The organism is Enterobacter cloacae complex sp. AR_0002 (assembly GCF_001922365.1).
Classification (GTDB): Bacteria; Pseudomonadota; Gammaproteobacteria; order Enterobacterales; family Enterobacteriaceae; genus Enterobacter; species Enterobacter hormaechei_C.
Window position 1 is genome coordinate 795,518 of record NZ_CP018814.1, and the last position, 16,885, is coordinate 812,402.

Below are 16,885 nucleotides of genomic sequence, written 5' to 3' on the forward strand. Positions count from 1 at the left end.
CCGAATGCCGTAAATCGTACTTCGTCGTTATTAGGGAACATCGCTCTTTATAAGCAATTCTTTATCAAAACGCGATTCTTTCAGGGCTTCCTTGACCCGCTTCAAGTTATCCCGGAATTTTGCGCCCCGGCGTAAGGTAAAACCGGTCGCCAGTACGTCGATGACCGTCAACTGCGCCAGGCGGGAGACCATCGGCATGTACATGTCGGTATCCTCCGGTACGTCCAGGGTAATGGCGAGCGTCGCTTCCCGGGCGAGCGGCGTACCTGCCGTCGTCAGGGCGATGACCATCGCATCGTTGTCACGCGCGAGCTGCGCCAGCTCCACCTGGCTCTTGGTGCGGCCCGTATGAGAGATGAGTACCACGACATCATCTTCGCTACAATTCATACAGCTCATGCGTTGCAGCACAATGTCATCGGAGTAAATCACCGGCACGTTAAAGCGAAAGAACTTATTCATGGCGTCATGCGCCACGGCGGCGGACGAGCCAAGGCCAAAGAAGGCAATCCGTTTGGCCTGCGTGAGAAGATCGACCGCGCGATTTACTGAACTCATGTCCAGAGACTGGCGAACGTGGTCGAGCGTGGCCATTGCCGATTCAAATATTTTTGCGGTGTATGCATCAACGCTGTCGTCTTCATCGACATTGCGATTAACATACGGGGTGCCGTTTGCCAGACTTTGGGCCAGATGCAGTTTAAAATCAGGAAAGCCGCGCGTGTCCAGACTACGACAGAATCGATTGACCGTCGGTTCGCTGACGCCCGATTCCTGTGCCAGAGCGGCGATGCTTGAATGAATCGCCTGAGCGGGCGCGGCGAGAATAACTTCAGCCACTTTGCGCTCGGATTTGCTAAGGTGTTCCAGTTGAAACTGGATTTTTTCCAGCATGTTCATTGTTAACAAGACGCTCATGAGGGCATAAACGATTTCATAAAGAGATGAAACCTTGATTCGATTTAGCCGATATTACCCCCAGGACTCCCGAAAGGGTAATCGTCGACAAGAAATGTTGTTGTTTTTTTTCATTACTTGATCGACGTCGGGTTTTGCTCTGACCCCGTTGCGCAAAGAATCGACGTTTGTTGCGTCATCAGACGGGCGTAATGGCCCAGGCGACGAAAAATCACCGTATCGCACGCGACGTTAAGCGCTAATGGTTTCAGGAAACGCGTAAAAGCAGTACAGTGCATTGTAATAAAATTACAACGATACCTGGCAGAGTACCAGGCGATCTAACTGAGGAGAATGACATGGCGGTAACGCAAACAGCCCAGGCATGTGACCTGGTCATTTTCGGCGCGAAAGGCGATCTTGCACGCCGAAAATTGCTGCCTTCCCTGTATCAGCTCGAAAAAGCGGGCCAGATCCATCCCGACACCCGGATCCTTGGGGTAGGGCGCGCAGACTGGGATAAGGAGGCTTATACCAAAGTCGTGCGTGAGGCGCTCGAAACGTTCATGAAAGAGAAAATCGATGAAAGCCTTTGGGATAAGCTGAGCGGGCGTCTCGATTTCTGCAACTTGGACGTCAACGATGTAGGCGCCTTTACCCGTCTGGGTGAAATGCTTGACCAGGAAAATCGTGTCACTATTAACTATTTCGCCATGCCGCCAAGCACCTTCGGCGCCATCTGCAAAGGTCTGGGCGAGGCGAAGCTGAACGCCAAACCGGCGCGTGTAGTGATGGAGAAACCGCTGGGTACGTCGCTGGCGACCTCGCGTGAAATCAACGACCAGGTAGGCGAGTTCTTTGAGGAGTGTCAGGTTTACCGTATTGACCACTATCTGGGCAAAGAGACGGTACTGAACCTGCTGGCGCTGCGTTTTGCCAACTCCCTGTTTGTGAACAACTGGGACAACCGCACTATCGACCACGTGGAAATTACCGTGGCGGAAGAGGTGGGCATCGAAGGCCGTTGGGGCTACTTCGACCAGGCCGGCCAGATGCGTGACATGATCCAGAACCACCTGCTGCAAATTCTGTGCATGATTGCCATGTCTCCACCGTCAGATCTGACGGCCGACAGCATTCGTGACGCCAAAGTGAAAGTGCTGAAATCACTGCGCCGTATTGACCGCTCCAACGTGCGTGAGAAAACCGTGCGCGGCCAGTACACCGCAGGTTTTGCCCAGGGGAAAAAAGTTCCTGGCTATCTGGAAGAAGAGGGCGCGAACAAGTCCAGCAACACCGAGACGTTTGTGGCGATCCGCGTGGATATCGACGACTGGCGCTGGGCCGGTGTGCCGTTCTACCTGCGTACCGGGAAACGTCTGCCAGCAAAATGCTCCGAAGTGGTGGTCTACTTCAAAAATCCGGAACTGAACCTGTTCAAAGAATCCTGGCAGGAACTGCCGCAGAACAAACTGACCATCCGTCTGCAACCGGACGAGGGTGTGGATATTCAGATCCTGAACAAAGTGCCGGGTCTTGATCACAAACACAACCTGCAAACCACCAAGCTCGACCTGAGCTACTCTGAAACCTTCAACCAGACGCATCTGGCCGATGCTTACGAGCGTCTGCTGCTGGAAACCATGCGTGGTATCCAGGCGCTGTTCGTCCGCCGCGATGAAGTGGAAGAGGCGTGGAAGTGGGTCGACTCCATCACCGAAGCGTGGGCAGCCGACCAGGACGCGCCAAAACCGTATCAGGCGGGAACATGGGGACCTGTCGCCTCCGTTGCGATGATCACCCGTGATGGCCGCTCCTGGAACGAGTTTGAATAACCACCTTCTCTAGCCCAAAGGTGTTATTTTACCGGTAACATGATCTAACACAGCAAGTGGCATAATTTTTATCTTTTAAGCTCCGCGTGGATTCACCCGCGGAGCTTTTTTTATTACACTCCCTTCAGATATTTTGCCCCTGTGCTCCGGATATCAGGCGTTTCAGCGTTGTTAACAACCGTCAGAAACTGTGTAAACTCCCGAGCCTGGACAGATAAATTAGAGGAGCTTTTATGAATCCGACATTGTTACGCGTAACACAACGCATTGTTGAACGCTCGAAAGAGACCCGTGCTGCCTACCTTGCCCGCATCGAACAGGCGAAGAGTGAAACGGTCCATCGCTCACAGCTGGCCTGCGGGAATCTGGCCCACGGCTTTGCGGCCTGCCAGCCTGGTGATAAAGACGCGCTGAAAAGCATGTTGCGTAACAATATCGCCATCATTACCTCCTATAACGACATGCTTTCAGCCCACCAGCCGTATGAGGTCTACCCGTCTATCATCCGCAATGCGCTGCACAGCGTGAACGCAGTGGGCCAGGTTGCAGGCGGCGTGCCGGCCATGTGTGATGGCGTAACCCAGGGCCAGGACGGTATGGAGCTGTCCCTGCTGAGCCGCGAAGTGATCGCCATGTCAGCGGCAGTGGGCCTGTCTCACAATATGTTTGATGGCGCGCTTTATCTGGGCGTGTGCGACAAAATCGTCCCGGGGCTGGTGATGGCCGCGCTGTCGTTTGGCCACCTGCCAGCGATTTTTGTGCCGTCAGGCCCGATGGCAAGCGGTCTGCCAAACAAGGAAAAAGTCCGTATCCGTCAGCTGTATGCCGAAGGAAAAGCGGACCGTCAGGCACTGCTGGAAGCGGAAGCCGCGTCTTATCACGCGCCGGGCACCTGTACGTTCTACGGTACGGCCAACACCAACCAGATGGTGGTGGAGTTTATGGGGATGCAGCTACCGGGCTCGTCGTTCATCCAGCCGGATGCGCCACTGCGTAAAGCGCTGACCGAAGCCGCAGCCCGTCAGGTGACGCGCCTGACCGGTAACGGCAACGAGTGGATGCCAATGGGCAAAATGGTGGATGAAAAAGTTATCGTAAACGGGATTGTCGCCCTGCTGGCGACCGGCGGTTCAACCAACCATACCATGCACCTTGTCGCGATGGCGCGCGCGGCGGGCATTCTGATTAACTGGGATGACTTCTCCGATATCTCCTCCGTGGTACCGCTGATGGCGCGTCTGTACCCGAACGGTCCGGCGGACATCAACCACTTCCAGGCCGCGGGCGGCGTGCCGGTGCTGATGCGCGAGCTGCTGAAAGGCGGCCTGCTGCATGAGGATGTCAACACGGTGGCGGGCTTTGGCCTGCATCGCTATACCCTTGAACCCTGGCTGAACAACGGTGAGCTGGACTGGCGCGAAGGGGCGAGCGACTCGCTCGATCCTCAGGTTATCGCAACCTTCGAACAGCCATTCTCTCCTCACGGCGGCACCAAAGTGCTGAGCGGTAACCTTGGACGTGCCGTGATGAAAACCTCTGCCGTGCCGGAAGAGAATCAGGTGATTGAAGCCCCGGCGGTGGTGTTTGAAAGCCAGCACGACGTTTTACCTGCTTTTGACGCGGGTCTGCTTGATAAAGACTGTGTGGTCGTGGTGCGTCATCAGGGACCAAAAGCGAACGGGATGCCAGAATTACATAAACTTATGCCGCCGCTTGGTGTATTATTGGACCGCCGTTTCAAAATTGCACTGGTGACCGATGGACGCCTCTCGGGGGCATCCGGTAAAGTGCCTTCAGCGATTCATGTCACCCCGGAAGCCTACGACGGCGGCCTGCTGGCGAAAGTGCGTGATGGTGACATGATCCGCGTTAACGGTCAGACAGGCGAGTTAACCCTGCTGGTGGACGAAGCAGAGCTGGCGGCGCGTCAGCCACATATTCCTGACCTGAGCGCATCCCGCGTGGGTACCGGACGCGAAATGTTTGGTGCATTGCGTGAGAAACTCTCCGGTGCGGAGCAGGGCGCAACCTGTATTACGTTTTAAGACGACTTGATTTTAACGATCTGGCGAGAGAAAACTCTGATGAAAAACTGGAAAACAAGTGCAGAAGCAATCCTGACTACTGGCCCTGTCGTGCCGGTTATTGTGGTAAACAAACTGGAGCACGCTGTCCCAATGGCGAAGGCGCTGGTTGCGGGTGGCGTTCGTGTTCTGGAAGTGACCCTGCGTACGGCCTGTGCGATGGATGCGATTCGCGCTATCGCCAAAGAAGTGCCGGAAGCGATCATCGGTGCAGGTACGGTTCTGAATGCGCAGCAGCTGGCGGAAGTGACCGAAGCGGGCGCACAGTTTGCCATCAGCCCGGGGCTGACCGAGCCCCTGCTGAAAGCCGCAACCGAAGGTTCTATTCCGCTGATCCCGGGTATCAGCACCGTTTCTGAACTGATGCTGGGCATGGACTACGGCCTGAAAGAGTTCAAATTCTTCCCGGCTGAAGCGAACGGCGGCACCAAAGCGTTGCAGGCGATTGCGGGCCCATTCTCCCAGGTGCGTTTCTGCCCAACGGGCGGCATCTCTCCGGCCAACTACCGTGACTACCTGGCGCTGAAAAGCGTGCTGTGCATCGGTGGCTCCTGGCTGGTTCCGGCGGATGCGCTGGAAGCAGGCGACTGGGATCGCATCACTAAACTGGCTCGCGAAGCGGTAGAAGGCGCGAAACAGTAACAAATGCCCAATGCATAAAGCAGGCCCTCTGGCCTGATGCTGGTCACTTTATGTGACCAGCATGTATAAGTTCTTCTTCTCTACACAACATTTCTAATATCCCTAACCCCAGGCGTATTATTTTTCATTATTAAATAATCCTTCACTTATATATTTGATGAATAAATCATTCTGAATTTATGTGTGATAAAATTGTCTGGTCCTTTTTTATTTATTCTGTGAATAGATTCACTTCCCGTGAATTAATTCAACCTGAAGTTGGGTATTTTAATGGGGGAGCGATGGGTGTATTGTTTTTAATGAACGGAATGTTTGTTAAAAGGATAGCTAATAATGTCAGGGGAATCTGAGGTAGCTCAAAGGCAGGACGCGTTAAACAGATATTTATTGTATTTCCCGCGTAGCAAAAATGTTATTTCAGATGTTCATTCTTTTACAGGAAAAGAGATATTAAGCGAGCCTTATCGCTATACCATTCGCTTTACCAGTCCGGATCTAAACATTGCCATTAATGCTGTTCTTAATCAAAGGGCTGAGTTTATTCTGCGTGCACCCAATCTGGAAGCCTCATGGCATGGGCAAACCTCCTGGCTGCCGGTTCGCCAGATTAATGGCACGATCACCCAATTTTCGCGGCTGATGTCTTCAGGTGACGAAGCACTGTATGAATGCGTGCTGGAGCATGAGCTGGCGCTGCTGGATCAAAATTACCGTTCTGCGGTTTACATGAACATGACAGTCCCGGAGCTCGTTACAAAGCTGATGAAGGACAGTGGTCACTTTGACGGCTACAACATTGATTTTGACCAACTGAGCCACAGTTATCCACGACGGGAAATGATCGTTCAGTGGAAAGAAACCGATTTGCGGTTCATCCGTCGGCTGCTGGCAGAGATAGGGATCTGGTTCCGATTTGAGAATCACAACAAAGTGAAAACGGAAACCGTCGTTATTTTTGGGGATTCTGCGCGTCGTTACAACTTCAGCGACAAACAGATGCCTTATGTCCGACATTCAGGCATGACCAGTTATAGCGAATACATTACCGATCTGGAGGAGCAGCACGGCCTGATCCCCAAAAATGTGTTGGTTCGCACCTATAACTACCGTGACCCGCAATCGCCGCAGACGGATAAGACCGTTAAAACGAGCGATATTCCCGAAGGTGTAACGACAGGCCAACACTATCACTATGCCGATCACTATCTGACTGCGGGGGATTTTCACGGTGAAGAGGCGGAAACCGCCGCATTTTACGCTCGTCTGCGTTATGAACGCCTGTTGAACGGACAGAGTCTTCTGGGGGCGACAACCAGCGATCCCGAGCTTCAGCCAGGCATTATGTTTTATCCCTCAGGGCCTGTACCTGACGGGTTTAAGTCCGGGTTTGTGATAACTGCGATGACTATCCGCGGCAGCCGTGCTGAACACTATCGCGCCGTACTTTCTGGGATCCCCTATATCCAGGGCTATAGCTTCCGTCCTGAATACTTATCCCGGCCGGTGATAGCCGGAACCTGTTAGCCAATTTTACAAGATCTTCACCAAAAAATTCATACATCCATCGGAGCGTTATATAGCTATCCCTACCTGGGGCTCTCCAGGAACAATAATTTCAAAAGATTATGGTAAAACCTGGTCCCCTCAGTTTTATTCAGCGGGTTCTAACGAACCAAATGGAGATTCTTCACCGCCCTACGATGACATTATTTCCTTTACTGTTGTTAAGGACCAGGGATTTATGCTGACCAAACACCGGCTGTATATGTCGTCAAAACCGTTTGAAGACCCGCGCATTCTGCCCGGCGGGCCGGGGATTGCCTATACCGTGGATGACGGAATGGGAAATAAAGTCAGCGGGAAGCTGGACCCCCGTTCCCCTGGCTGGGCGTGGGGAATGGTCTACATGACTAAGCAGGGACTCGAGGGCAGCACGCAGCAACTTAAGGCTAACTGGCAAGATTTACCCGACAGCGTACCCGAGGTGAAGGGCTATACCGGCTGGGATCATATGCGCTGTGATATGGATGCGGGGCGATAACTGATGAAAGGATTATGTACCGTTCTCGCAGCCACGTCTGTTGTGCTGGTGACCGGATGCCTGGCGAAAGAACCGCCGACGCAGGTAGTTTATCGATTCGATGATCACCGTTATCTCGAACTGAAAGGGTGGGATTGTGAAGGCGAACTCTGGTACACGGATACTAAGCGAGGCATTCACACCGAACCCGTAAGTCAGTTTTATCGACTCTTTACCCGTAAATTTATTCATCCATCAGAGCGATATATTGCACTGACGGGATGGGGAGTGAGTGGATTCATAGTATCTAAGGACTATGGGAAAACGTGGCGCTCTGTAGCGTTTTCACCAAATCATAATGAACCCAATGGTGATGACTACGCGCCGTATGAGGATATTATTTCTTTCACCGTCGTCAACGATCAGGGTTTTTTACAGACCAAACACCAGCTGTATATGTCGTCAAAACCATTTGAAGACCCGCGCATTCTGCCCGGCGGGCCGGGGATTGCCTATACCGTGGATGACGGAATGGGAAATAAAGTAAGCGATACGCTGGACCCCCGTTTCCCTGGCTGGGCCTGGGGAATGGTCTATATGACTAAGCAGGGGCTTAAGCACAGCACGCAGCAATTTAAGGCTAACTGGCAAGATTTACCCGACAGCGTACCCGAAGTGAAGGAGTACACCGGCTGGGATCATATGCGCTGTGATATGGATGCGGGGCGATAACTGATGAAAGGATTATGTACCGTTCTCGCAGCTACGTCCGTTGTGCTGGCGACCGGATGCCAGGCGAAAGAACCACCAACGCAGGTGGTGTACCGATTTGATGATCATCGTTATCTCGAACTGAAAGGCTGGGATTGTGAAGGCGAACTCTGGTACACGGATACTAAGCGAGGCATTCACACCGAACCCGTAAGTCAGTTTTATCGACTCTTTACCCGTAAATTTATTCATCCATCAGAGCGATATATTGCACTGACGGGATGGGGCGCGAGTGGATTCATAGTATCTAAGGACTATGGGAAAACGTGGCACTCCGTAGCGTTTTCACCAAATCATAATGAACCCAATGGCGATGACTACGCGCCTTATGAGGATATTCTTTCTTTCACCGTCGTCAACGATCAGGGTTTTTTACTGACCAAACATCGGCTGTATATGTCGTCGAAGCCATTTGAAGACCCGCGCATTCTGCCCGGTGGGCCGGGGATTGCCTATACCGTGGATGACGGAATGGGAAATAAAGTCAGCGGGAAGCTGGAACCCCGTTCCCCTGGCTGGGCGTGGGGAATGGTCTACATGACTAAGCAGGGGCTCGAGGGCAGCACGCAGCAACTTAAGGCAAACTGGCAGGATTTACCCGACAGCGTACCCGACGTGAAAGGCTACACCGGCTGGGATCATATGCGCTGTGATATGGATGCGGGGCGATAACTGATGAAAGGATTATGTACCGTTCTCGCAGCTACGTCCGTTGTGCTGGCAACCGGGTGCCAGGCGAAAGAGCCACCGACACAGGTTGTTTACCGGTTCGATGATCACCGTTTTCTCGAATTGAAAGGCTGGGGCTGCGAAGGTGAACTCTGGTATACGGATACTCTTCGGGGTATTCATACCAGGCCCGTCAGTCAATTTTATCGGATTTTCACCAAAAAATTTGTTCATCCTTCTGAACGATATATTGCCATACCCACCTGGGATGACCCAGGAACAATGATTTCAAAAGATTATGGTAAAACATGGTCTCCCCAGTTTTTTTCGGTAGGGCCTAATGAGCCCGATGGTACTAACCAACCATCCTATGAGGATATTATTTCTTTCACCGTCGTCAACGATCAGGGCTTTTTACTAACCAAACACCGGCTGTATATGTCATCAAAGCCATTTGAAGACCCGCGCATTCTGCCCGGCGGGCCGGGGATTGCCTATACCGTGGATGACGGAATGGGAAATAAAGTAAGCGATACGCTGGACCCCCGTTTCCCTGGCTGGGCCTGGGGAATGGTCTATATGACTAAGCAGGGGCTTAAGCACAGCACGCAGCAATTTAAAGCTAACTGGCAAGATTTACCCGACAGCGTACCCGAAGTGAAGGGGTACACCGGCTGGGATCATATGCGCTGTGATATGGATGCGGGGCGATAACTGATGAAAGGATTATGTACCGTTCTCGCAGCGACGTCCGTTGTGCTGGCGACCGGATGCCAGGCTAAAGAACCGCCCACACAGGTTGTTTACCGGTTCGATGATCACCGTTTTCTCGAATTGAAAGGCTGGGGCTGCGAAGGTGAACTCTGGTATACGGATACTTTTCGGGGTATTCATACCAGGCCCGTCAGTCAATTTTATCGGATTTTCACCAAAAAATTTGTTCATCCTTCTGAACGATATATTGCCATACCCACCTGGGATGACCCAGGAACAATGATTTCTAAAGATTATGGTAAAACATGGTCTCCCCAGTTTTTTTCGGTAGGGCCTAATGAGCCCGATGGTACTAACCAACCATCCTATGAGGATATTATTTCTTTCACCGTCGTCAACGACCAGGGTTTTTTACAGACCAAACACCGGCTGTATATGTCATCAAAGCCATTTGAAGACCCGCGCATTCTGCCCGGCGGGCCGGGGATTGCCTATACCGTGGATGACGGAATGGGAAATAAAGTCAGCGGGAAGCTGGACCCCCGTTCCCCTGGCTGGGCGTGGGGAATGGTCTACATGACTAAGCAGGGGCTCGAGGGCAGCACGCAGCAACTTAAGGCTAACTGGCAAGATTTACCCGACAGCGTACCCGACGTGAAAGGCTATACCGGCTGGGAGCACATGCAATGCAACATGGATGCGGGAAAATAGGGAGATAAAGCGATGAAAGGCGTCATTAGGTTAAACGATCCGCTGATAAGCGGAGGAAAAGTCACTAAGGCCTCTGGGGCAGACTTTATGGGGCAGCCCGTGGCCTTAAAAGATGATCTTGCGCAGTGTCCGCTCCATAAAGGGACGTTCGCAATCACTGAATGTCACCCAACCTGGACCATGCATGGCCGTGGGGTTGTGGTAGATGGCTGTCGCGCGGCGTGTGGATGTGAAATCAAAAGTACCTTACCTGTGGCGGGAGCTTCGTAATGCGCGCGTGGTGGTTATACAAACAACAGCCAGACCCGGATTCCACTGTGCCAGTCGTCATGATTGTTTTCCTCTATGTGATAGCCGTCGCAATGGGCCTCGCGATCCGGGCTCTCACCTGGCCTGAACAGGAACACGTTACGGCTCTCTTTTTTGTGCCTTCAGTTATTCTGCCCATCTGTGTTGTATCGTTGCTAGTTTTTACAAGTTTCATATTTCATGACGCCAACATTCATTATGCTGAAACCCGAAAATTCATAGCAAAAGAGCAGGAGATTAATTTAAAGGCGTATGCGCGAAAAAATATCGCTATCGCAGCATGGTCTGCAATCACCCCCCTGGAGGAACCCGCGCTGAATATGTTGAAACTGGAAGGCGAATTTCCGCTGGCACCGAAAACGCCGGTTAATATTCAGCTGGAAGATCGCTTCGACCAGACCAGGAATGAACAGATGTTTTACCGCTTACTGGACCCGATGGCAGAAAAATTGAAGGACTATAACTACCGTATTTTTGAAACCGTTGTCTGGGTTCACGGAGGGAGTGGATCCTGCATTGATGAACTGAGGCGCACTCTGGAGCGGTTGGGTATTGAAACGGCAAGCACGTGTAAAATTGAGTACAGCACAGAATGTCCTGACTACGCGATCGTTAGCCAATGGATGAACTTATCTGATTACAGAGTTGAAAACCGGTTGATTGTTATCGTTGATTTACATGAAGAAAGCGGCGAATCAAAGAGCATGGAAAATGCATGTGCATTCCTGCTAACCAGTCATTATGTCCGGGAGGAGGGCGAAAAACCGGTATATTTATATCAGCCTATGTCTGACGTGACCGATGTAGAGGACAAAATGGCGGTCTTCCTTGAGACGGGTTCGGTACTTACGCCGAAAAATCTCTGGTATACCGGGCTGTCCCGTATTGAAAAATATCCATTAATGCAGGCACTGGATAAAAAAGCGCTCACGGTGGAACGGCTGGATATCGATGCCTCTCTGGGCGCAAAGAGTGCCGGGTATCGGTGGCTGGCTCTGGCATTTGCGGCGGATGCGGTCAAATATGCCCAGGGGGAGCAACTGGCAGCTTATTCAGACAAAAACAAATTTTGTATTACTTCGCTTTCCTCCATGAAGACAGCTATCCCAAAAAAACTTACCTGGTGTAACTGGAGTAATCCCCTTTATCCTGCGGGGATGGCGGCTTTATTCTGCGTGTTATCCCTCATTGCCTATCGTATCAGTTTCCTGGCGCAAAACGATCCGCCAGCAATCTGGGAACTGATTGCGAGCATCATCATTCCCTTCGTTATTTTTATTGGCCTCGGTATTTTTGTTTTCATCTCGAAAACGAATGAAGCCTACGAGGATATGGAATACGAATGGAAGCGATAGAAACGGAACAATGTTAATCATGTAATGTGGCTGGTCGCTTAGTTGACCAGCCTATAGTTATTTACCCTGTCACTTTTACCGCAGTGGCCGCTATTTTCGCTCTCGCGACGGCTTCGTCCACGTTTTCCCCGGTTGCTAATGCCACGCCCAGACGACGGCTTCCGTCGATCTCCGGTTTACCGAACAGTCTGACCTGTAAGCCTGCACCAACCGCACCTTCGACGTTATCAAAGGTGACATTCTGGCTGGTCAGCTGCGGCAGGATCACCGCGGAGGCTGCCGGGCCGTATTGACGGATGCCGCCAACCGGCAGGCCGAGGAAAGCGCGCACGTGCAGCGCGAACTCGGAGAGATCCTGTGAAATCAGCGTAACCATCCCGGTATCGTGCGGGCGAGGGGAGACTTCGCTGAAGATCACCTCGTCGCCGCAAACAAACAATTCCACGCCGAACAGGCCGTAGCCGCCCAGCGCCAGCACCGTCTTGCGGGCGATCTCCTGCGCGCGTGCCAGCGCCAGCGCGCTCATCTGCTGCGGCTGCCAGGATTCTCGATAATCGCCGTCTTCCTGACGATGACCAATCGGGTCGCAGAAATAAACGCCGTCCACGGCACTGACGGTAAGCAGGGTAATTTCGAAATCAAACTTCACCACGCCTTCCACGATGACGCGCCCGGCACCGGCACGACCGCCCTGCTGGGCATAGTCCCAGGCCTGGTCCAGCGTGCTGCTGTCGCGGATAAAGCTCTGCCCTTTGCCGGAGGAGCTCATTACCGGCTTAATGATGCACGGGTAGCCAATCTCTTCGACGGCCTGGAGAAACGCAGCTTTATCCCCGGCAAAACGGTAGCTGGAGGTCGGGAGCTGTAATTCTTCTGCCGCCAGGCGACGAATGCCTTCCCGGTTCATGGTCAGTTTTGCCGCAGTGGCGCAAGGCACTACGCGCTGGCCTTCCTGCTCAAGGGCAACCAGCATCTCAGTGGCAATGGCCTCAATTTCAGGCACCACGAAATCCGGTTTTTCCTCGGCAATTAACGCCCGCAGGGCATTGCCGTCAAGCATATCGATGACGTGCGAGCGATGCGCAACGTGCATGGCAGGGGCGTTCGCGTAACGGTCCACCGCAATCACCTCCACGCCCAAACGCTGGCATTCAATGGCCACTTCTTTACCCAGTTCACCCGATCCCAACAGCATGACGCGCGTCGCGGCAGGGCGCAGCGCGGTTCCTAAAAGAGTCATAAAAATCCCCCTGAAAAAGATGCGGGTAGTATAAACGAAAACGTTTGCGTCTGTCTTGTATGGGGATAACCGGACAAGGGGGAAATTTGCGCTTCTTTAGCACTGACAGACATTTCCTGACACCCGCTCGCTTAGGCTGTGAAGGTTACGCACTGTTACGTGAGGAAAAATATGTCAGGCTGGATGAATCAACTGCAATCCCTGTTGGGACAAAAAGGCTCGTCGTCGGGCGAGCAGGGTCTAAGCAAGCTGCTGGTGCCGGGTGCGCTTGGCGGGCTGGCCGGTTTGCTGGTTGCCAATAAATCATCGCGGAAACTGCTTACCAAATACGGTACCGGCGCGCTGCTGGCGGGCGGAGGGGCTATTGCAGGCTCCGTCTTATGGAACAAATACAAAGACAAGGTGCGCAGCGCGCATCAGGATGAACCGCAGTACGGGAAGCAGGTATCACCGTTAGATTTACGCACCGAGCGCCTGATCCTCGCCCTGGTCTTTGCAGCCAAGAGCGACGGGCATATTGATGCCAGTGAACGTGCCGCAATTGAACAGCAGATGCGGGAAGCGGGCGTTGAGGAGCAGGGCAGGGCGCTGGTGGCGCAGGCCATTGAACAGCCGCTCGATCCGCAGCGTCTGGCGCAAGGCGTGAAAAACGAAGAAGAGGCGCTGGAACTCTATTTTCTGAGCTGTGCCGCCATCGATATCGATCACTTTATGGAGCGCAGCTACCTGAACGCCCTGGGCGATGCGCTGAAGATCCCCCAGGACGTTCGCGAGGGAATTGAGCAGGATATTCAGCAGCAGAAGCAGACTCTCGCGGGCTAGAAGGCCATGTTTCGCTTGCATCATACGCGTGTTTTGCCAACCTTATAGGATGTAAAACGAAAAAGTAAGAATGCCATGCCTCCAAAAGCCCGACGTACTCCTTATGCGATCACCACGCATGGCGATACGCGTATCGATAACTACTACTGGCTGCGGGACGATTCTCGTTCCCGGCCAGAGGTGCTCGACTATCTGCACGAGGAAAACGACTATGGCCGCCAGGTCATGGCCAGCCAGCAGGCGCTTCAGGATCAGCTCCTGAACGAAATGGTGCAGCGTATCCCCCAGCGTGATGTCTCTGCCCCGTGGTGCAAAAACGGTTATCGCTATCGCCATATTTATGAGCCGGGAAACGAATATCCCATCTACCAGCGCCAGTCTGTGCTGAGCGCCGAGTGGGACGAATGGGAGATCCTGCTGGATGCCAACAAACGTGCTGCCCACAGTGAGTTTTATATGCTGGGCGGCATGTCCATTTCCCCCGATAACGCCATTATGGCGCTGGCTGAGGATTACCTCTCCCGCCGCCAGTACGGTTTGCGTTTCCGCAATCTTGAAACGGGAAACTGGTATCCCGAAATGCTGGATAATGTCTCCCCCGATTTCGTCTGGGGTAACGATTCAGAAACGGTCTACTACGTTAAAAAGCATGCCTCAACGCTGCTGCCTTATCAGGTCTGGCGTCATACGGTGGGGACCGATTCCGCCGACGATGAATTAGTCTACGAGGAAAAAGACGAGACGTTCTATGTCAGCCTGCACAAAACGTCGTCTCGCCACTACGTGATCATTTTCCTCTCCAGCGCCACCACCTCAGAAGTGCTGCTGCTGGATGCAGAGCTGCCGGATGCGCAGCCGCTGTGCTTCCTGCCGCGCCGTAAAGATCATGAGTACAGCCTGGATCACTTCCAGCACAGCTTTTACCTGCGTTCGAACCGCGAGGGCAAAAACTTTGGCCTTTATAAAACCAAAGTGCGCGATGAACGCAAATGGGAAGTGTTAATTCCCGCGCGCGATCAGGTGATGCTGGAGGGGTTCACCCTGTTTACCGACTGGCTGGTGGTGGAAGAGCGTCAGCGCGGACTGACCAGTATCCGCCAAATCAACCGCAAAAACCGCGAAGTGGTGGGCATTGCGTTCGATGACCCGGCTTACGTAACGTGGATCGGCTTTAACCCGGAACCGGAATCGTCCCGCCTGCGGTACGGCTATTCGTCGATGACCACCCCGGATACGTTGTTTGAACTGGATATGGACACCGGGCAGCGTCAGGTGATTAAACAGGCTGAGGTCCGGGGTTTTGAGTCGGAAAATTATCGCAGTGAGCACCTGTGGGTGACCGCACGCGACGGCGTTGAAGTCCCTGTATCGCTCGTCTATCACAAGGCGCACTTCAACAAAGGTAAAAACCCCATCCTCGTCTATGGCTATGGCTCCTATGGATCCAGCATGGACGCCGATTTCAGCAGCAGCAGGCTGAGCCTGCTCGACCGCGGTTTTGTTTATGCGATTGCCCATATTCGCGGTGGCGGCGAACTGGGTCAGCACTGGTATGAAGACGGAAAATTTCTCAAAAAGAAAAATACCTTTAACGACTACCTTGATGTCTGCGATGCGCTGATCGCGCAGGGTTATGGCGATCCGCAGCTCTGCTTTGGCATGGGGGGCAGCGCCGGGGGCATGCTAATGGGTGCCGTCATCAACCAGCGGCCTGAACTGTTTAAAGGCGTTATCGCCCAGGTGCCGTTTGTGGACGTGGTGACGACCATGCTGGATGAGTCCATTCCACTGACCACCGGGGAGTTTGAAGAGTGGGGGAACCCGCAGGATGAAACCTATTATCGCTACATGAAAGAGTACAGCCCGTACGATAACGTCGAGGCGAAAGCCTATCCGCATATGCTGGTGACCACCGGCCTGCACGATTCCCAGGTGCAGTACTGGGAGCCCGCGAAATGGGTGGCGAAGCTGCGTGAGCTGAAAACTGACGATAATCTGCTGCTGCTGTGTACCGATATGGACTCAGGGCACGGAGGGAAATCAGGGCGATTTAAATCCTATGAAGGGGTGGCGCTGGAGTACGCCTTTTTGATTGGCCTGGCGCAGGATACGCTGCCAGGCCGGGCGGGGACTCAGGCTTCGCCTAAATAATGCTTCAGCGTCAGGCGCAGTTCCGGGCTCATTCTGTCGAGGTTGTTGTACAGCCAGCGCAGATAGCCCGGATCTTTGTCCGCCACTTCCGATACTGGCTTCCCGCGATATTTACCGAACGTAAAGGTAGTCAGTAGCGCGGGGCGCCCGGTAATGGTCGCCATATCGTCTGGCGTCCAGCCGGAAGTATTCATGATATCAATCAGGAGCGCTGCGGTGATGTAGCAGTCATAGAGGGCACGGTGATGATGCAGCCCTTCCGGCGTTCGCACGCTGAGTTTGCGCGACTTATACAGCGCCATATTGCTGTATTTGATCCCTGGCCACAGACGGCGCGCCAGCTTCATGGTGCAAATCCATTCGCCGGGCATCTCCGGCAGCACGCGGCGGTCAAAGCTGGCGTTATGGGCGACATACCACTGGCTACCGTGGTAAAGAGGGATGATCTCTTCAATCCACGGCTTATCCGCCACCATCGATTCCGTAATGCGATGTATAGCCATCGCCTGCGCACTGATGGGACGATCCGGGCGCACCAGATGGCTCATTGGGTTGACTATCTTTCCGTCAATCACGTCGACAGAAGCGACTTCCACAATTCCACCCTGCAAATCACAGGTTTCGGTATCGATAACGCGCAGCATTGATCGCTCCTGATCCTAAAA

Annotated in this window: 16 protein-coding genes; 13 read left to right on the forward strand and 3 right to left on the reverse strand. The window is 53.1% G+C overall.

Annotated features, from left to right (window positions below; translation table 11 throughout):
• Positions 1-30: 30 nt before the first annotated feature.
• Positions 31-900: a MurR/RpiR family transcriptional regulator gene (locus tag AM329_RS03915; RefSeq protein WP_003859769.1), complete on the reverse strand. Its 870-nt coding sequence runs from the start codon at positions 898-900 to the stop codon at positions 31-33.
• 356 nt (positions 901-1,256) lie between these two features.
• On the opposite strand from AM329_RS03915, the gene zwf reads away from it, so the two are divergent.
• From zwf to AM329_RS03970, 11 genes are all read left to right on the forward strand, one after another.
• Positions 1,257-2,732 (forward strand): glucose-6-phosphate dehydrogenase, encoded by a 1,476-nt coding sequence (gene zwf, locus AM329_RS03920; protein ID WP_003859771.1) that lies wholly within the window; start codon positions 1,257-1,259, stop codon positions 2,730-2,732.
• Positions 2,733-2,965: 233 nt separating this feature from the next.
• Positions 2,966-4,777 (forward strand): phosphogluconate dehydratase, encoded by a 1,812-nt coding sequence (edd, locus tag AM329_RS03925; RefSeq protein ID WP_015570284.1) that lies wholly within the window; start codon positions 2,966-2,968, stop codon positions 4,775-4,777.
• 39 nt (positions 4,778-4,816) lie between these two features.
• Positions 4,817-5,458 carry a bifunctional 4-hydroxy-2-oxoglutarate aldolase/2-dehydro-3-deoxy-phosphogluconate aldolase gene (gene kdgA, locus AM329_RS03930; RefSeq protein ID WP_003859774.1) on the forward strand — a complete coding sequence of 214 codons (642 nt, stop codon included), beginning with the start codon at positions 4,817-4,819 and terminating at the stop codon, positions 5,456-5,458.
• A 333-nt stretch (positions 5,459-5,791) separates the two neighbouring features.
• Complete coding sequence (locus AM329_RS03935; protein ID WP_223831764.1) at positions 5,792-6,982, forward strand: type VI secretion system Vgr family protein; 1,191 nt, start codon at positions 5,792-5,794, stop codon at positions 6,980-6,982.
• A 217-nt stretch (positions 6,983-7,199) separates the two neighbouring features.
• Positions 7,200-7,499 carry a hypothetical protein gene (locus tag AM329_RS26300; RefSeq protein ID WP_052215443.1) on the forward strand — a complete coding sequence of 100 codons (300 nt, stop codon included), beginning with the start codon at positions 7,200-7,202 and terminating at the stop codon, positions 7,497-7,499.
• A 3-nt stretch (positions 7,500-7,502) separates the two neighbouring features.
• Entirely contained in the window at positions 7,503-8,210 is a 708-nt protein-coding gene (locus AM329_RS03945) for a hypothetical protein (protein WP_039264793.1), read from the forward strand.
• Between the two features lie 3 nt (positions 8,211-8,213).
• Complete coding sequence (locus AM329_RS03950) at positions 8,214-8,921, forward strand: hypothetical protein (protein WP_039264792.1); 708 nt, start codon at positions 8,214-8,216, stop codon at positions 8,919-8,921.
• A 3-nt stretch (positions 8,922-8,924) separates the two neighbouring features.
• Positions 8,925-9,632: a hypothetical protein gene (locus AM329_RS03955; RefSeq protein WP_039267600.1), complete on the forward strand. Its 708-nt coding sequence runs from the start codon at positions 8,925-8,927 to the stop codon at positions 9,630-9,632.
• 3 nt (positions 9,633-9,635) lie between these two features.
• Complete coding sequence (locus tag AM329_RS03960; RefSeq protein WP_032659013.1) at positions 9,636-10,343, forward strand: hypothetical protein; 708 nt, start codon at positions 9,636-9,638, stop codon at positions 10,341-10,343.
• A gap of 87 nt (positions 10,344-10,430) precedes the next feature.
• Complete coding sequence (locus AM329_RS03965) at positions 10,431-10,613, forward strand: PAAR domain-containing protein (protein ID WP_369705944.1); 183 nt, start codon at positions 10,431-10,433, stop codon at positions 10,611-10,613.
• Positions 10,613-12,007, forward strand: coding sequence for a hypothetical protein (locus AM329_RS03970; protein ID WP_023324869.1), 1,395 nt, complete (start codon positions 10,613-10,615; stop codon positions 12,005-12,007). The genes AM329_RS03965 and AM329_RS03970 overlap by 1 nt, the downstream gene beginning before the upstream one ends.
• A 61-nt stretch (positions 12,008-12,068) precedes the next feature.
• On the opposite strand, the gene purT is transcribed toward AM329_RS03970, so the two are convergent.
• Positions 12,069-13,247 (reverse strand): formate-dependent phosphoribosylglycinamide formyltransferase, encoded by a 1,179-nt coding sequence (gene purT / locus AM329_RS03975; protein WP_023324868.1) that lies wholly within the window; start codon positions 13,245-13,247, stop codon positions 12,069-12,071.
• Positions 13,248-13,418: 171 nt separating this feature from the next.
• Between purT and AM329_RS03980 the strand changes: the two genes are divergently transcribed.
• Positions 13,419-14,069: a tellurite resistance TerB family protein gene (locus AM329_RS03980; protein WP_032609515.1), complete on the forward strand. Its 651-nt coding sequence runs from the start codon at positions 13,419-13,421 to the stop codon at positions 14,067-14,069.
• A 75-nt stretch (positions 14,070-14,144) separates the two neighbouring features.
• Positions 14,145-16,220, forward strand: coding sequence for an oligopeptidase B (gene ptrB, locus AM329_RS03985; protein ID WP_032609514.1), 2,076 nt, complete (start codon positions 14,145-14,147; stop codon positions 16,218-16,220).
• On the opposite strand, the gene exoX is transcribed toward ptrB, so the two are convergent.
• Positions 16,202-16,864, reverse strand: coding sequence for an exodeoxyribonuclease X (gene exoX, locus AM329_RS03990; RefSeq protein ID WP_015570288.1), 663 nt, complete (start codon positions 16,862-16,864; stop codon positions 16,202-16,204). The genes ptrB and exoX overlap by 19 nt on opposite strands.
• Between the last annotated feature and the right edge of the window lie 21 nt (positions 16,865-16,885).

What these genes read in the sequence shown, in the direction of transcription:
- AM329_RS03955 (WP_039267600.1), top strand. Translation starts at nt 8,925, where the DNA reads ATGAAAGGATTATGTACCGTTCTCGCAGCTACGTCCGTTGTGCTGGCA.
- AM329_RS26300 (WP_052215443.1), top strand. Translation starts at nt 7,200, where the DNA reads ATGCTGACCAAACACCGGCTGTATATGTCGTCAAAACCGTTTGAAGAC.
- ptrB (WP_032609514.1), top strand. Translation starts at nt 14,145, where the DNA reads ATGCCTCCAAAAGCCCGACGTACTCCTTATGCGATCACCACGCATGGC.
- purT (WP_023324868.1), bottom strand. Translation starts at nt 13,247, where the DNA reads ATGACTCTTTTAGGAACCGCGCTGCGCCCTGCCGCGACGCGCGTCATG.
- zwf (WP_003859771.1), top strand. Translation starts at nt 1,257, where the DNA reads ATGGCGGTAACGCAAACAGCCCAGGCATGTGACCTGGTCATTTTCGGC.
- AM329_RS03945 (WP_039264793.1), top strand. Translation starts at nt 7,503, where the DNA reads ATGAAAGGATTATGTACCGTTCTCGCAGCCACGTCTGTTGTGCTGGTG.
- AM329_RS03935 (WP_223831764.1), top strand. Translation starts at nt 5,792, where the DNA reads ATGTCAGGGGAATCTGAGGTAGCTCAAAGGCAGGACGCGTTAAACAGA.
- AM329_RS03980 (WP_032609515.1), top strand. Translation starts at nt 13,419, where the DNA reads ATGTCAGGCTGGATGAATCAACTGCAATCCCTGTTGGGACAAAAAGGC.
- kdgA (WP_003859774.1), top strand. Translation starts at nt 4,817, where the DNA reads ATGAAAAACTGGAAAACAAGTGCAGAAGCAATCCTGACTACTGGCCCT.
- AM329_RS03965 (WP_369705944.1), top strand. Translation starts at nt 10,431, where the DNA reads ATGGGGCAGCCCGTGGCCTTAAAAGATGATCTTGCGCAGTGTCCGCTC.
- AM329_RS03970 (WP_023324869.1), top strand. Translation starts at nt 10,613, where the DNA reads ATGCGCGCGTGGTGGTTATACAAACAACAGCCAGACCCGGATTCCACT.
- edd (WP_015570284.1), top strand. Translation starts at nt 2,966, where the DNA reads ATGAATCCGACATTGTTACGCGTAACACAACGCATTGTTGAACGCTCG.
- AM329_RS03915 (WP_003859769.1), bottom strand. Translation starts at nt 900, where the DNA reads ATGAACATGCTGGAAAAAATCCAGTTTCAACTGGAACACCTTAGCAAA.
- AM329_RS03950 (WP_039264792.1), top strand. Translation starts at nt 8,214, where the DNA reads ATGAAAGGATTATGTACCGTTCTCGCAGCTACGTCCGTTGTGCTGGCG.
- AM329_RS03960 (WP_032659013.1), top strand. Translation starts at nt 9,636, where the DNA reads ATGAAAGGATTATGTACCGTTCTCGCAGCGACGTCCGTTGTGCTGGCG.
- exoX (WP_015570288.1), bottom strand. Translation starts at nt 16,864, where the DNA reads ATGCTGCGCGTTATCGATACCGAAACCTGTGATTTGCAGGGTGGAATT.